Genomic DNA, 13,810 nt, shown 5'->3' on the forward strand with positions numbered 1-13,810 from the left:
CGCGCGACCTAGCCTCAGTCGCACAACACGAAACATCGTCGTAACGGCTCTCGCCGACCCAACCCCAATTTCTTTCTTGACTCCATCTATGAATGGAGAGGGTTCCATGCGCCTTCTGCCCGTTTTCGCCGCCGCCACCCTGGCCATCTCCGCTCTCGCCGCCTGCGGCGGCAACGACAGCAGCGAGTCCGACGCGTCGACCGCGACCTCCGGCACCGTCAACTGGTGGGGCTGGACGCCGACCGACACCGCGACGGCCAACGCCTACATCGCCGCGTTCAACCAGAAGTTCCCGGACATCAAGGTCAACTACAAGCTGGTCAACATCTCCGACTGGGTCGCCGCGCTGCGCCCGGCGCTGGCCTCGGGCAACGGCCCGGACGTCTTCGACATGCAGCCCGGGGCGTACGTCACCCAGTTCAAGTCGTTCGCCGAGGACCAGACCAAGCTGGCCGAGGACGCGCTTGGCGCCGGCTGGAAGGACAAGGTCGCCCCGATCGGGATCAGCGGCCTGACTGCCACAGAATCCACTCAGGACGGTGGCAAGCTCACCGCGATGTCGGTCGGCTCGGTCTACGCCGGGATGCTCTGGCTCAACGGCGACATCTTCAAGAAGTACAACCTGACCGCGCCGACCACTCTCGACGAGTGGAAGCACGTCTGCCAGGTGCTCAAGCAGAACAAGGTCGGCTGCTTCGTGCAGGGCGCCGCCCAGGAGGGCTTCGACCAGGACACCCTGCAGTCGATCGCCAACTCGGTGCAGCCCGGCCTGTGGAGCAAGGCGTCCACCGGCGACGCCAAGTGGACCGACCCGGGCATCGTCAAGACCCTGGCGATCTGGAAGGACCTGTTCGACAGCGGGATCATGCAGGAGGGCGCGGTCGGCTACCAGCAGTACCCGGACGCCAACAACGACTTCCTGACCGGCAAGTACGGCATGATCATGATGGGCACCTGGTACACCCAGTACGCCACCACCAAGGCGATGACCGCGGCCCTGTCGGCCGCCGGGGTGAGCGGGGCCAAGCCGTTCCCGATTGTGCCGGCCGCCTTCCCCGATGTGGCCGGGGCCGGCAACACCAGCGAGATGTACGGCGACGCCGACTTCGGCCTGGCCATCTCGACCAAGAGCAAGAACAAGGCGGCCGCCGAGACCTTCGTGAAGTGGATGGCCACCTCGGCCGAGGGCCAGCAGGCGATCGCCGACCAGCTCAACGACATCCCCTCGGTCAAGGGCGTCGAGCCCGACTTCACCAAGATCGAGCTGGTCGACCCGGCCACCCAGAAAGGCCCGGTCGAGGACCTGATCACCAAGTCCGGCTCGATCACCGAACCGCGGGAGTCCCTGCTCAGCGCGGACGTGCAGACCGGCATCCTGGCCGCCGCCACCTCGGTGGCCACCGGCAAGTCCACTCCGGAGGACGCCGCCAAGGCTCTCCAGCAGGCCGCCGAGGCCGCAGGCGTGACTTTCAAGTGACCGGGACCTCGACCCCGACCCTGCATCGGGCGGCGAGCGTCTCGGACGAGGCGGACGGCGGTGGCCGTCGTCGCGGCCCCCGTCGTCCGCCGGGTCTCCCCTGGATCCTGCCGGCCCTCGTACTCAGCGTCGGGCTGATCTATTACGGCATCGGGTACACGGGCTACATCTCGACGTTGAACTGGGACGGCATCAGCCCTGGTCCGGAGCACGTGGGAGCCCACAACTACACGCGGATGCTGCACGACCCGGTGTTCTGGGCGGCCGTACGGCACACGGCTTTGTTCTTCGTCCTAACGTTCGTCGTCCAAACGTTAGTCGGACTAACGTTCGCCGTCCTAATGCACAGCAAGCTGAAACTCGCGGCTATCTACAAGGTCATCGTGTTCGTGCCCGTGGTGCTCGCTCCGGCGATCATGGCGCCGGTGTTCCGGCACATGTTCGCGCCGGACGGGGAGCTCAACGCGGTGCTGCGGCACATCGGACTCGGCGACCTGGCCCAACCGTGGATCGGGCAGACCTCCACCGCCCTACCCGTGATCATGTTCATCACCATCTGGGAGTGGACCGGGGTCACCTTCGTCCTCTACTACGCGGCGATGACCCAGATCGACCCGTCGGTGCTGGAGGCCGCCCGGATCGACGGCGCCGGCAACCTGCGCACCCTGCGCAGCATCATCTGGCCGGAGCTGCGCGGCACCACGGTCGCGCTGGCCATGCTCGGCGCGATCGGGGCGCTGAAGACCTTCGACGTGCCTTACCTGGTGACGATCGGCGGCCCGAACTACGCCACCGAGTTCCTCGGCACCTACATCTACCGGCAGACCATCCCGCTCAGTCACGTCGGTTACGGCGCGGCGCTCTCCATCGTCCTGCTGGTGGTCGCCCTGCTGATGGCGCTGGCGCTGCAGTTCGCCGGCCGGGAACGGGAGGGCCGCTGATGTTCGAGATACGTAGCCGTACCGGACGGATCTTTCTTCAGATCTTTGCCACCGTGTTGCTCATCCCGTTCGCGTTCCCGCTGGTCGTGATGGTCAAGGGGGCGTTCGCCGGCGAGGGCCTCGGCAACTTCCAGGCCGTACTCAGAGTGCCGGGTTTTGGAAGGTTTTTTGTCAACAGCCTCATCATCGCGGCGGCCGTGATCGTGCTGGTCTACGTGGTGACCATGATGGCCGCGTTCGGGTTCGCCAAGCTGCACATCCGGTTCCGCGAGGTCTACTTCTGGCTGCTGCTGGCCTGCCTCACCCTGCCCGAGGTCGTGTTGCTGGCGCCGCTGTTCGCCACCGACACCAAACTCGGTCTGTACGACACGTACTGGGCGGTGATCCTGCCGCTGGCCGCCCTGCAGGTGCCGTTCGCGGTGCTGCTGACCAGGAACTTCATCAACAGTCTGCCGGACGAACTGTTCGAGGCGGCCCGGGTGGACGGCGCCAACTCATACCGCGGCTTCATCTACCTCGTCATCCCGCTGACCCGGCCGATCGGCGCCGCCGTACTCATCTTCACCCTGGTGGCGGCCTGGAACGACTACCTGTTCCCGCTGGTCTTCCTGCAGTCGCCGGATCTCCAGACGATCACGCTCGTCCCGCAGTTCTTCGTCGGCGAGTTCAGCAACGACCAGACCAAGATCCTGGCGTCGGCGGTGATCACGGCGATTCCCGAGATCGTCGCGTACCTCAGCCTCCAGCGCCTCTTCGAGCGCGGCCTCAGCGCCGGCGCGATCAAGTAGAAAGGCCGGATTCCGTGCCGCTCATTCAGGTTCACCTTGCCCGGGACACGTTCGACAAGCACCACGCCGCAATTGGCGACGCGATCCACGACGCGCAGATCGCCGCCCTCGGCATCCCGGCCGACGACCGTTTCCAGATCTTCACCCCGCACGACGCCGGCGAGCTCAAGTTCGACCCCGCTTACAACAACGTTCAACGGCAAAACCTTCTGGTCGTACGGGTCATCGCGGTCCACATGTACGACGTGGCGACGAAGCGCAAGTTCTTCCAGGCCGTCGTCGATCGTCTCGAGCCGCTGGGCATCCGGCCGGAGGACGTGCTGATCAGCCTGACCGAGAACGGCTTCGAAGACTGGTACGCCGGAAAGCTCTGAGGGGAAACTCGATGCTTCAACACGACTCCGCGCCGCTGCGGGTGCTCTACCTGGGCGGCACCGGAACCATCAGCGCGTCCTGCGTACGCCTCTCCGCCGCGGCCGGCATGCACGTGACCGTTCTCAATCGTGGCGTTAACGAGCGAGGCCGTGAGCTGCCCGAAGGCGTCGAAAAGTTAACCGCTGACGTCTCCGAGACGGCGGCCGCGCTGGGCGACCGTTCCTTCGACGCGGTGGTCAACTTCCTTTCCTACGACGCCGCCGACGCCCGGCGCAAGGCCGAGTTCTTCGCCGCCCGCGCCCGGCAGTACGTGCACATCAGCTCGGCCTCGATCTACTCCAAGCCGATCCGGCAGGTGCCGATCTCCGAGTCCACGCCGACCGGGCCGAACCCACCGCTCGCCTACGCCACCGCGAAATGGGAGGCCGAGCAGGCCCTGCAGGGCCTTCCGGTGACGATCGTGCGGCCCTCGCACACCTACGACGACGCCAATCCGCCGCTGCCCGGCGGCTGGGCGATGGTCGAGCGGATCGCCCGCGGCGAGGAGGTCCCGGTGCACGGCGACGGCACCTCGCTGTGGACGCTCACGCACGCCGAGGACTTCGCGCAGGGCCTGGTCGGGCTGCTCGGCAACCCGCGGGCGATCGGCGAGACGTTCAACATCACCGGCTCCGACATCTACACATGGGACCAGATCTACACGATCGTCGCCGAGGCGCTCGGCGTGCAGGCCAAGCTCGTACACGTCGCCTCAGACATGTTTCCGCTTGTCGCGCCGGAGTGGTTCTGGTCCGAGGAGATGGTCGGCGACCTCGGGCACAGCGCGGTCTTCGACACCACCAAGATCCGCACCTTCGTCCCCGGCTTCGCGCCCCGGCTCACCTTCCACCGCGCCGTCGCCCGGATGGTGGCCCGGCGGGCCGACCACCCGGTGCCGGCCGGCGACGAGACCGACGCGATACTCGACCGGGTCGTCGCGGCGTACCACAAGGCCCGCGCCGTTTTCGCTGGAGCGCAATGAAAACCCTGGGTAACACCGGTCTGCAGGTGTCGGCGCTCTGCGTCGGCACCAGCCCGCTGGCCAGCATGCCCGGCCTCTACGGCTACCCGGTCAGCGAGGAACGGGCGGTCGCCACGGTCACCGCGGTGCTGGCCAACAACAAGATCAACTTCATCGACACCTCCAACGGGTACGGCGAGGACGGCTCGGCCGAGCGTCGGATCGGGCTGGCTCTGGGCGGCCGCGGGTTGCCGGCGAACGTCGTACTGGCCACCAAGGTCGATCCCGATCCGCGCACCGGCGACTTCTCCGGGGCCCGGGTGCGGGCCTCGCTCGAGGAGAGCCTGTCCCGCCTCGGCCTCGACCGGATCCAGCTGCTGCACCTGCACGACCCGGAGCGGATCAGCTTCGCTTCGGCGACGGCGCCCGGCGGCCCGGTCGAGGCGCTGGCCGAGCTCAAACGGGAGGGGCTGGCCGAGCACCTCGGGGTGGCCGGCGGCCCGGTCGGCCTCATGCGGCAATACCTCGACACCGGGATCTTCGAGGTCGTGCTCACCCACAACCGCTACACCCTGCTCGACCGCTCGGCGGCCGAGCTCTTCCGGGACGCGCACGACCGCGGGATCGGGGTGCTCAACGCCGCGCCGTACGGCGGCGGCATGCTGGCGAATCAAACCCAGCAGAAGTACGCGTACGGCGCGCGCGACGAGCGGATCGCGGCCGCCGCCCGGGAGATGCGGGCGGCGGCGGCGCGGAACGGCGTACCCCTGGCCGCCGCCGCACTACAGTTCTCCCTGCGTGCGCCGTTCGTCGACGCGACCGTCGTCGGGGTCTCCTCGCCGTCGCGGGTCGCCGAAACGGTCGCGCTGGCCGAAACGCCGATCCCGGACCCGCTCTGGGCGGAACTGGACTGTCTGGTCCCGCCCTCCTCACTCTGGTTGGACCCGCGATGACCACGAGAATCGGACTCCTCGGCGCGGCCGGCATCGCCGGCGCCGCCGTCCTTCTTCCGGTGCGCCGCCGGGACGACGTCGTGGTCGCGGCGGTCGCTTCCCGATCGGACCCCAAGGCGTACGCGTCGGAGCACGGCATCGCCCACGCCTACGACTCGTACGAGGAACTCCTGGCCGACCCGAACATCGACCTCGTCTACAACGCGCTGCCGCCGTCGATGCACGCCGACTGGACGATCTCGGCGCTGCGGGCCGGCAAGGACGTGCTGTGCGAGAAGCCGTTCACGATGAACGCGCGGCAGGCCCGGCGGGTGATCGCCGCGTCCACCGAGACCGGGCGGCGGGTGATCGAGGCCTTCCACGACCACTACCACCCGCTCAGCGCGTACCTCCGGGGCGCGGTCGCGGACGGGATCCTCGGCCGGATCACCCGGGTCGACGCTGTTTTCGACGGCTCCAACCCGTACGCCCCGGGGACCTTGCGGCACGAACCGCAACTGGGCGGCGGCGCCCTGATGGACCTGGGTTGTTATCCCGTGCACTGGGTGCGGTCGCTGTTTCCGGGCACGCCGGTCGTCAACGCCGCGACCGCCACCCGGAACCCCTCGGGCGCGGACATGTCGATGCGGGCCGAGCTGACCTTCCCTGGTGAAGTAGCCGCGACGATCACGTGCAGCATGGTCGAGGGCGTGACGCTGAAGTCGGCGCTGACCCTGACCGGCGAGCGCGGCACCCTGCTTGCCGACAACATCGTCTTCCCGTCGTCCGGGCACAGCATCCGGCTGGAGATCGACGGGGTGCCCCGGCTGTCCACCGTCGCCGGCCGCACCACCTACGACCATCAGCTGGAAGCGGTCCTCGACGGGCTGCGCACCGGCCAGCCGCTGCCGACCGAGGGCGACGACTCGATCGCCACCATGACGGTGATCGACGCGATCTACCAGGCGGCCGGGTTCGACCGGTCCCGCTGGGAGTAATCTCGGCCTCCACTGTGGCGGGACGGCCGAGGGGGCAATCTTGTACGACGTGATTGTGGTGGGGGCACGGTGTGCCGGCTCGCCGCTGGCCATGCTGCTCGCCCGCCAGGGCTATCGCACTCTGCTGGTGGACCGGTCGACGTTCCCCAGCGATACCGTGTCGACCCACGTGCTGCACCCGCCGGGCGTGTCCGCGCTGCGCCGCTGGGGCCTGCTCGACCAGGTCACCGCGACCGGCTGCCCGCCGGTCGGGCGTTACTCGTTCGACTTCGGGCCGCTCACCCTGGCCGGCGCGCCGGGCACCCCCGAGTCGCCGTACGCGTACGCCCCGCGTCGCACCCTGCTCGACAAGATCCTGCTGGACGCCGCGGTGGCGGCCGGGGTCGAGGTGCGCGAGGGCTTCAGCGTCGAGGAACTGGTCTTCACCGACGGCCGGGTCACCGGCGTCCGCGGCGGCAACGGCGTCACCGAGCAGGCCAAAATTGTGGTCGGCGCGGACGGCCGCAACTCGGTCGTGGCCAAGGACGTGCAGGCGGTGGCGTACGAGGATCATCCCCCGCTGACGGTGGGCTACTACTCGTACTGGAGCAACCTGCCGACCGACACCTTCGAGGCGTACAGCCGGCCCGGCCGGGGCTGGGCGGTGTGCCCGACCAACGACGGCCTGACCATGGTCGTCGGCGGCTGGCCGCACGCCGAGCTGGCCGAGCACCGCGACGACGTCGAGGCCACCCTGATGGAGACGTTCGCGACCTCCCCGGAGTTCACCGAGCGCATCCGGGACGCCAAACGTGAGGAACGGATCGTCGGCGCCTCGGTGCCCAACTACTTCCGGGTCCCGTTCGGCGAGGGCTGGGCGCTGGTCGGCGACGCCGGCTACAGCCGCGACTTCATCACCGCGCAGGGCATCACCGACGCCTTCCTCGACGCCGAGGAGCTGGCCGGCTCGCTCGACGAGGCGCTCAGCGGCAAGGCCCCGTTCGCCGAGGCGCTGGCCCGCTACCAGTCCCGCCGGGACACCCGCGCGATGCCGCACTACCAGATGACGCTGGGCATCGCGTCGCTGCAGCCGCCGGACGAGCAGATGATCCAGCTGGTCTCGGCGATCGCCGGCAAGCAGCCCGCGATGGACGCGTTCGCCCGCCTCAACTCGGGCGTGACTTCCCCGGCCGAGTTCTTCAACCCGGAGAACATCGGCCGGCTGGTCAGCTCGTAGCGGTCGGATTCGGCGTGGACGGACGGCCCGGGCACCGTTAATTCGGTTTCCGGGCCGCAGCGCGCCCGGTAGACAGGACGGATGAGTGAGACGACGCTGCCCGGCGGGCGCACCACCGGCGCTGTGCTGATCGACGGCATCGTGCACAAGCCGGCCGCGCCCTCCAGCCCGACCGTGCACGCGCTGCTGCGGCATCTCGAGGAGGCCGGGTTCGAGGCCGCGCCCCGCGCGCTCGGCTTCGACGAGCAGGGCCGGCAGATGCTCACCTACCTGCCGGGCGAGATGATCGGCGACCGGTTCCCCTGGCCCGGGTGGGCCACCTCGGACGCGATGCTGGTCCAGGTGGGCCGGTGGCTGCGCCGCCTGCACGACCTGACCGCCGGCTTCACGCCGCCGGCCGGCGAGCAGTGGTTCATCGGCGGCACGATGGCTCCCGGCCTGGTCGTCGGACATCAGGACGCCGCGCCCTACAACGCGGTGGTCGACGGCGACCGGCTTGTCGGTTTCTACGACTGGGACACCGCCGGCCCGTCCACCCGGGAGTCCGACCTGGCGTTCTCGGCGCTGCCCTGGGTGCCGCTGGCCGCGCCGGACGGCTTCACCGACCCGGCCGAACGCTCCCGCCGCCTGCATCTCTTCCTCGACGCATACGGCTACGAGGGTGACCGGCACGTCTTCGCCCAGGCCGTCCCGCAGCGGGCCCGGCGCCAGGCCACCTTCATCCGGCAGATGCCCGACGGCCCGCTGTTGCCGATCGCGGCCCTCCTGGAGAAGGCCGCGAACGACGTCGAGGGTCTCCCGGACGACTTCTGGTCACCCACGGTGGTGTGACTCGGCCAGCCGGTAAACCGGGGTCGGCAGGCCCTCGTAACGGGCCTTGAGCTGCAACGCCAGATAGAGCGAGTAGTGCCGGGACTGGTGCAGGTTGCCGCCGTGGAACCACAGGTTCTCCTGCTGGGTGGGCTTCCACATGTTGCGCTGCTCGCCCTCCCACGGCCCGGGGTCCTTCGGGGTGTCCGAGCCGAGGCCCCAGACCTTGCCGATCCGGTCGGCGGTCGGCTGGTCGACCAGGTCGGCCACCCAGCCGTTCATCGAGCCGTACCCGGTGGCGTAGACGACCAGGTCGGCCGGCAGCTCGGTGCCGTCCTCGAGCACCACGCCGTCGGCGGTCAGGTGCGAGACCTGGCCCTGGGCCAGCTTGACCCGGCCGTCGGCGACCAGCTCGGCCGCGCCCACGTCGATGTAGTAGCCGGAGCCGCGTCGCAGGTACTTCATGAACAGGCCGGACCCGTCGGAACCCCAGTCGTGCCGGAACCCGGCCTTCTCCAGCCGGGCATAGAAGTCGGCGTCCCGGGAGGCCATCTCCTCGTACAGCGGGATCTGGAATTCATGCATGATCCGGTACGGCAGCGACGCGAAGATCATGTCGGCCTTGTCGGTGGTGACGCCGGCCGCGACCGCGCGCTCCGAGTAGAGGTCGCCGAGCCCGACGTCCATCAGCGTCGACGACTTGACGATGTGCGTCGAGGAGCGCTGCACCATGGTGACGTCGGCGTCGTGCTCCCACAGGGCACCGCAGATGTCGAAGGCCGAGTTGTTCGAGCCGACCACCACGACCCGCTTGCCCCGGTACGCCTCCGGGCCCGGGTGCTGGCTGGAGTGCTGCTGCTCGCCCCGGAAGACGTCCTGCCCGGGGAAGGCCGGGTAGTTCGGTTTGCCGGACATGCCGGTCGCGAAGACCAGCTGCGTTGGTCTTAATTCGATGGTGTCGCCGTCCCGCTCGACGGTCACCGTCCATTTACCGGCCGCCGCGTCGTAGGTAGCTGACCGCACCGTCGAGGACGACCAGTACGGCACCTCCATCACCCGGGTGTACATCTCCAGCCAGTCCCCGATCTTGTCCTTCGGGGAGAAGACCGGCCAGTTCGCCGGGAACGGCAGGTAAGGGAGGTGGTCGTACCAGACCGGGTCGTGCAGGCAGAGGCTCTTGTACCGCTGCCGCCACTGGTCGCCGGGCCGCTCGTTCTTGTCGATCACCACCGACGGTACGCCGAGCTGCCGCAGCCGGGCCCCGAGCGCGATGCCGCCCTGCCCGCCGCCGATCACCACCACGTACGGCTGGTCCTGCCGCTCGGCCGCCCGGCGCTCGGCCCAGGTCAGCCGCCCCTTGGCCAGGGTGTGCTCGACACCCTGCGGCCGCCGCCCGCCCTGACTCTCCTCGAAGCCCTTGAGCTCACGCAGCGTGGTCAGCAGCGTCCACGCGCCCTCGGGTTTGAGCCGCAGATGCCCGGTCCCGCGCCCGGTAGCCGTCTCGAACCGGATCCACGCCTCGACCACGCCGCCCGATTCGGTCGGTTCCTCGGTCACTTCGAAGCCGCTCGGGTCGGCCTCGTCCAGGGTGGCGGCCAGCAGGTCCGCGACGCCGTCGGGGCCCTCGACGGTGGTGATGTTCCAGGTGAAGGCGACCAGGTCCCGCCAGAAACCGTCCGGGGCGAACAGGTCGGCCGCGGCCCGCACGTCCCGGGCCCGCAACGCGGACTCGAAGGACGCCAGCCAGTCATCGACGCGCTGCTTGGGGGAAGTCATGCCGTCCACGAAACCGGCACGCATACCCCGCGCAACAGGGTTGCAACACATTGCACAGGCGGGCCTATGCTCAGCCATGGGCGACTACAGCGCGGTCCAGCCGGGCACCGACCTGTCGCGCCACGCCCGCGACCTGCGCAAGGTCCACGACGCGGTGCTGGCCGGCGACCGCCCGCCGCACCGCCCCCGCCCGCTGGTCGAGCGGTCCTGGTCGCGGGTGCTGCGACTGGGCCTCGACCCGCACGACCTCCTCCCCGCCGGTGAGGTCGAACGGCTACGCCGCGACTCCGGGCTCGCCCCGATCATCACCGAACTGCTACGGCTCGCCTCGGATGCGTTCCTGCTGGTCGTCACGAACGCCGACGGCACCATCCTGTGGCGGGCCGGCTCGACCGCACTGCGCCGCCGGGCCGACGTGCTGGGCTTCGGCGAGGGCGCGCTCTGGACCGAGGCCGCGGTCGGCACCAACGCGATCGGCACCGCGCTGGTCGAGGCCGCGCCGGTCCAGCTCTTCTCGGCCGAGCACTTCGAGGAGGCCCAGCACGCGTGGTACTGCTCGGCCCACCCGGTGCACGACCCGCGCACCGGCGACCTGCTGGGCATCGTCGACGTCAGCGGCCCCGCGCTCACCCTGCACCCAGCGATCGAGGCGCTGGTCGCGACCGGCGTGCGGCTGGCCGAGGCGCAACTCTGGCGGCACCACGCCGACCGGCTGGAACGGTTGCGCCGCTCGGCCGCCCACGTGGCCGGCACGGCCGGCGGCCCGCTGCTGATCGTCGACGACCACGGCTGGGTGGCACACGCGAGCGGGGTGGCCGCCCGGGACCGGATCGGCGCGCCACGGTCCGGGACTGCTCTGGGCGTACCCGGCCTGGGCCTTTGTCTTGTCGAACGCCTGCCGGAAGGCTGGCTGGTACGGCCCGCCGGGCCGCACCCCAAGATCACCGCGACCCTCGATCTGACCGGCCCGCCCTTCCTGGAGCTGCGCGGCGCGGGCGAGCCATGGCGCACGTCGCTGACGCGCCGGCACGCCGACATCCTGACGCTGCTGCACGATTGCGGCCCCGCAGGACTGACAGCCGGCCAGATAAGCCATTTCCTGTACGGAGACGCAGCTCACGTGGTGACCGTCCGAGCCGAGATCAGCCGGCTACGCCGAGCGATCGGCGCCCTGGTAGCGACCAATCCCTACCGCCTGGAGACAGGGGTAACCATCGATGTCCTACGGGTGCATTCCGGCAAGCCGCCGAGCAAACCTCTGGTAAACAGGACGGATGGCGCTTGATCTCGGATACCGACAGGCTGGTGACCCGGCCGGCGCGCCGGTACTGCTGCTGCACGGCAGCGGAAGCAACGCGAGCACCTGGGACCGCTTCACCCCCCGGCTGACCGAGGCAGGCTTCCGAACAATCGCCGCCGACCTGCGAGGCCACGGCACGAGCCCGCGCCCCGGCGATTACGCCCTGACCAGCATCCGCGACGACGTCCTGGCCCTGCTGGAGACCCTGGACCTGCGCAACGCCATCGTGATCGGCCATTCGGTAGGCGGCCACGCCGCTCTGGCCGCCGCGCTGGTCGCGCCGGACCGCATAGCCGGCCTGGTCCTGGAGGACCTGGCAGCGCCGCCGCAGCAGCCCGGCTCGGTCTCCCTGCGCGGCATCAACCCACTGCAGGTGCTGGCCGCGATCGCCGGCATCGCCACGGTCCGCCGAGATTACGACCTACGCGCCGTGGGTTCCATCCTCCGCCAGCTGACCCGCCCCGACCCTTTGTGGTGGGAGCAACTGAGCGAGGTACGCCAGCCAACCCTGATCTTGTCCGGCGGCCCAACGAGCTGCATCCCCCCGAAGCGCTTGGCCGAGGCGACCGCCGCGATCCCAGGAGCCCGCCTGACCACGATCCCGGTAGGCCACCGAGTGCACAGCCTCGCCCCCGACCGCTTCGCCACCGAGGTCCTCACCTTCCTCGCCCAGGCTGACGATCTGGTGACGAGCCAGGGCTCAGCGGTCCCCCAATAGACCAGCGCCCTCGTCGGCGAAGAGCAACGGCAGCACGAGCCGGAGGGCGTGCGCCTGGGCGGTCAGCGACTTCTGCATGCCCGCTCGCGTTACCGCACTGGTTCTGGGTTGGCCGGCACTCGTCAGCTTCGCCTTGCGCACGAGATTCCACACCGACGCGCTCAGGATTTTCTCGCCAACATCCAGGTTGACGAACGTGTCCACAGTCTTGTTGCGCTCTTCCAGAACCGCCCAGATCGCCCAACGCCCCGACACGTAACCGACATATCCGGGTTCTGGCGTTCGCGGCCCATCAAGACCAAAGTCCTTCGCGAGGAAATCCAGCACACCCGAAGCGTCCGCCGGAAAATGTTCCACGCGACTGTCCTTCATGCTCGATCTACCCCTTCGTCGCCAGCACCCCGAAATGCCGGCGGACCGCTCCACGGGACATGGTCGAGCAAGAAAATATTGCGGTTCTGCCACACTCCTGAGTAGTTCAGAAGGAACGACGCAAACGACAGCTCGGTGAAATCGGAGCGTGCGAGCTGCGGGCCGACCGCGACCACGGTCCAGGACGGTGGGCCGGCTGCCCAGGTCTGCCAGCAGAGAAGCCACCCATCCGGCGTCACTCCCCAGGGAATGGCCCCACCCGCATCCGGGTGAAACCGGACGTACGGCACCGACGGGATCAGCCGATCCCGGCCGGTCTGCAGGAGGTCCCACAGATTCCAACCAGCGGCGGCCTCCGGGCCGACGATGGTGATGTCACAGAACACGCCAGGCCCGAGCGCGTCATAAAAGCGCCGATAGTCCGCCGGAAACTCCACGCCCGCCTGGCGGGCAACTGCCGCCCAGTCAGTCGCAGTAGCCTTGACGCCATCGGCGATGACCGCAGTGAGTAGCGGTTCGGATTCATCGGGAAGCGCCGGAAAGTCCGCACCCGCCTGGCGGATCTGCTCCTCACGATCTTTCAGATCGACAGCCTTCAGGCGCGGCGGAAACGCCTTGAACGGCGGACTCGAGGCAAGGTCGGCCCCGGCCAGCTCGGCCAGCCCGAGCGGCGGATCGGCAATGATCTCCAGCAGGAACTCCGACATGGTCTTGCGGTGAACCCGCCAGTCCTCGTAGTGCATGTCCGCCCAGACCACCGGCCACCGCTCCGGGTCCGCGTCCTCGGTCAACCAGAAGAACATCCCGCCGGTCGGCGATGTCCCCCCAGAGCAGCAAACCGCCTTTTTCCGGGTAGAGCGGGTACGGATACGTACCGTCGCCCTCCGCCCGCCAGGTACGAAGGTCGTCCAGCCAGGTCTCGTAGTCGCCGAGGTAGTCATTCTCGTCTCCCCGGCGCTTGCCCGGCCGATGGACGCGGACAACGCCCTTGAACTCACCAGGCGAGAACCCGTCCACGACCCGCTTGAAGTCCCGCGGGAGGGTCAAGCCATCCAGCGACTGCTCGATCCGCGTCCAGTCCCGACCTAGGCCGGCGTTCAGCGCAAC

The 13,810-nt window shown here is 69.1% G+C and carries 14 protein-coding genes; 11 read left to right on the top strand and 3 right to left on the bottom strand.

Annotated elements, in window-relative coordinates; translation table 11 throughout:
- Positions 1-106: 106 nt before the first annotated feature.
- From Ate02nite_RS33395 to Ate02nite_RS33435, 9 genes are all read left to right on the top strand, one after another.
- The gene (locus Ate02nite_RS33395; protein WP_203811855.1) at positions 107-1,477 is read left to right on the top strand and encodes an ABC transporter substrate-binding protein; all 1,371 of its coding nucleotides are present in this window, start codon (positions 107-109) and stop codon (positions 1,475-1,477) included.
- Entirely contained in the window at positions 1,474-2,418 is a 945-nt protein-coding gene (locus Ate02nite_RS33400) for a carbohydrate ABC transporter permease (protein ID WP_239147898.1), read from the top strand. The genes Ate02nite_RS33395 and Ate02nite_RS33400 overlap by 4 nt, the downstream gene beginning before the upstream one ends.
- A 53-nt stretch (positions 2,419-2,471) precedes the next feature.
- On the top strand, positions 2,472-3,206 hold the full coding sequence (locus tag Ate02nite_RS33405; protein ID WP_239147899.1) for a carbohydrate ABC transporter permease: 735 nt from the start codon (positions 2,472-2,474) through the stop codon (positions 3,204-3,206).
- Between the two features lie 14 nt (positions 3,207-3,220).
- Entirely contained in the window at positions 3,221-3,580 is a 360-nt protein-coding gene (locus Ate02nite_RS33410) for a tautomerase family protein (RefSeq protein WP_203811857.1), read from the top strand.
- Positions 3,581-3,591: 11 nt separating this feature from the next.
- A complete protein-coding gene (locus Ate02nite_RS33415; RefSeq protein ID WP_203811858.1) occupies positions 3,592-4,602 on the top strand; it encodes an NAD-dependent epimerase/dehydratase family protein in 1,011 nt (336 codons plus the stop codon).
- Complete coding sequence (locus tag Ate02nite_RS33420; protein ID WP_239147900.1) at positions 4,599-5,534, top strand: aldo/keto reductase; 936 nt, start codon at positions 4,599-4,601, stop codon at positions 5,532-5,534. Before Ate02nite_RS33415 ends, Ate02nite_RS33420 begins: the two co-directional genes overlap by 4 nt.
- Entirely contained in the window at positions 5,531-6,511 is a 981-nt protein-coding gene (locus tag Ate02nite_RS33425) for a Gfo/Idh/MocA family protein (protein ID WP_203811859.1), read from the top strand. Before Ate02nite_RS33420 ends, Ate02nite_RS33425 begins: the two co-directional genes overlap by 4 nt.
- Positions 6,512-6,560: 49 nt before the next feature.
- Positions 6,561-7,727: an NAD(P)/FAD-dependent oxidoreductase gene (locus Ate02nite_RS33430; RefSeq protein ID WP_239147910.1), complete on the top strand. Its 1,167-nt coding sequence runs from the start codon at positions 6,561-6,563 to the stop codon at positions 7,725-7,727.
- Positions 7,728-7,808: 81 nt separating this feature from the next.
- Complete coding sequence (locus tag Ate02nite_RS33435) at positions 7,809-8,558, top strand: phosphotransferase (RefSeq protein WP_203811860.1); 750 nt, start codon at positions 7,809-7,811, stop codon at positions 8,556-8,558.
- Here Ate02nite_RS33435 and Ate02nite_RS33440 read toward each other — a convergent pair.
- Entirely contained in the window at positions 8,541-10,313 is a 1,773-nt protein-coding gene (locus Ate02nite_RS33440) for an NAD(P)/FAD-dependent oxidoreductase (protein ID WP_239147901.1), read from the bottom strand. The genes Ate02nite_RS33435 and Ate02nite_RS33440 overlap by 18 nt on opposite strands.
- A gap of 76 nt (positions 10,314-10,389) precedes the next feature.
- Between Ate02nite_RS33440 and Ate02nite_RS33445 the strand changes: the two genes are divergently transcribed.
- Entirely contained in the window at positions 10,390-11,598 is a 1,209-nt protein-coding gene (locus tag Ate02nite_RS33445) for a sigma-54-dependent transcriptional regulator family protein (protein ID WP_203811862.1), read from the top strand.
- Entirely contained in the window at positions 11,588-12,331 is a 744-nt protein-coding gene (locus tag Ate02nite_RS33450) for an alpha/beta fold hydrolase (RefSeq protein ID WP_203811863.1), read from the top strand. Before Ate02nite_RS33445 ends, Ate02nite_RS33450 begins: the two co-directional genes overlap by 11 nt.
- Here the strand turns inward: Ate02nite_RS33450 and Ate02nite_RS33455 are convergent.
- Together Ate02nite_RS33455 and Ate02nite_RS33460 are read right to left on the bottom strand one after the other, a co-directional pair.
- Positions 12,314-12,703, bottom strand: coding sequence for a hypothetical protein (locus Ate02nite_RS33455; RefSeq protein WP_203811864.1), 390 nt, complete (start codon positions 12,701-12,703; stop codon positions 12,314-12,316). The genes Ate02nite_RS33450 and Ate02nite_RS33455 overlap by 18 nt on opposite strands.
- Positions 12,700-13,506, bottom strand: coding sequence for an SMI1/KNR4 family protein (locus Ate02nite_RS33460; RefSeq protein ID WP_203811865.1), 807 nt, complete (start codon positions 13,504-13,506; stop codon positions 12,700-12,702). Before Ate02nite_RS33460 ends, Ate02nite_RS33455 begins: the two co-directional genes overlap by 4 nt.
- Between the last annotated feature and the right edge of the window lie 304 nt (positions 13,507-13,810).

Origin of the sequence: Paractinoplanes tereljensis (assembly GCF_016862435.1) — a bacterium.
Taxonomy (GTDB): Bacteria; Actinomycetota; Actinomycetes; order Mycobacteriales; family Micromonosporaceae; genus Actinoplanes; species Actinoplanes tereljensis.

What these genes read in the sequence shown, in the direction of transcription:
- Ate02nite_RS33395 (WP_203811855.1), top strand. Translation starts at nt 107, where the DNA reads ATGCGCCTTCTGCCCGTTTTCGCCGCCGCCACCCTGGCCATCTCCGCT.
- Ate02nite_RS33415 (WP_203811858.1), top strand. Translation starts at nt 3,592, where the DNA reads ATGCTTCAACACGACTCCGCGCCGCTGCGGGTGCTCTACCTGGGCGGC.
- Ate02nite_RS33420 (WP_239147900.1), top strand. Translation starts at nt 4,599, where the DNA reads ATGAAAACCCTGGGTAACACCGGTCTGCAGGTGTCGGCGCTCTGCGTC.
- Ate02nite_RS33425 (WP_203811859.1), top strand. Translation starts at nt 5,531, where the DNA reads ATGACCACGAGAATCGGACTCCTCGGCGCGGCCGGCATCGCCGGCGCC.
- Ate02nite_RS33435 (WP_203811860.1), top strand. Translation starts at nt 7,809, where the DNA reads ATGAGTGAGACGACGCTGCCCGGCGGGCGCACCACCGGCGCTGTGCTG.
- Ate02nite_RS33440 (WP_239147901.1), bottom strand. Translation starts at nt 10,313, where the DNA reads ATGACTTCCCCCAAGCAGCGCGTCGATGACTGGCTGGCGTCCTTCGAG.
- Ate02nite_RS33445 (WP_203811862.1), top strand. Translation starts at nt 10,390, where the DNA reads ATGGGCGACTACAGCGCGGTCCAGCCGGGCACCGACCTGTCGCGCCAC.
- Ate02nite_RS33450 (WP_203811863.1), top strand. Translation starts at nt 11,588, where the DNA reads ATGGCGCTTGATCTCGGATACCGACAGGCTGGTGACCCGGCCGGCGCG.
- Ate02nite_RS33455 (WP_203811864.1), bottom strand. Translation starts at nt 12,703, where the DNA reads ATGAAGGACAGTCGCGTGGAACATTTTCCGGCGGACGCTTCGGGTGTG.
- Ate02nite_RS33460 (WP_203811865.1), bottom strand. Translation starts at nt 13,506, where the DNA reads ATGTTCTTCTGGTTGACCGAGGACGCGGACCCGGAGCGGTGGCCGGTG.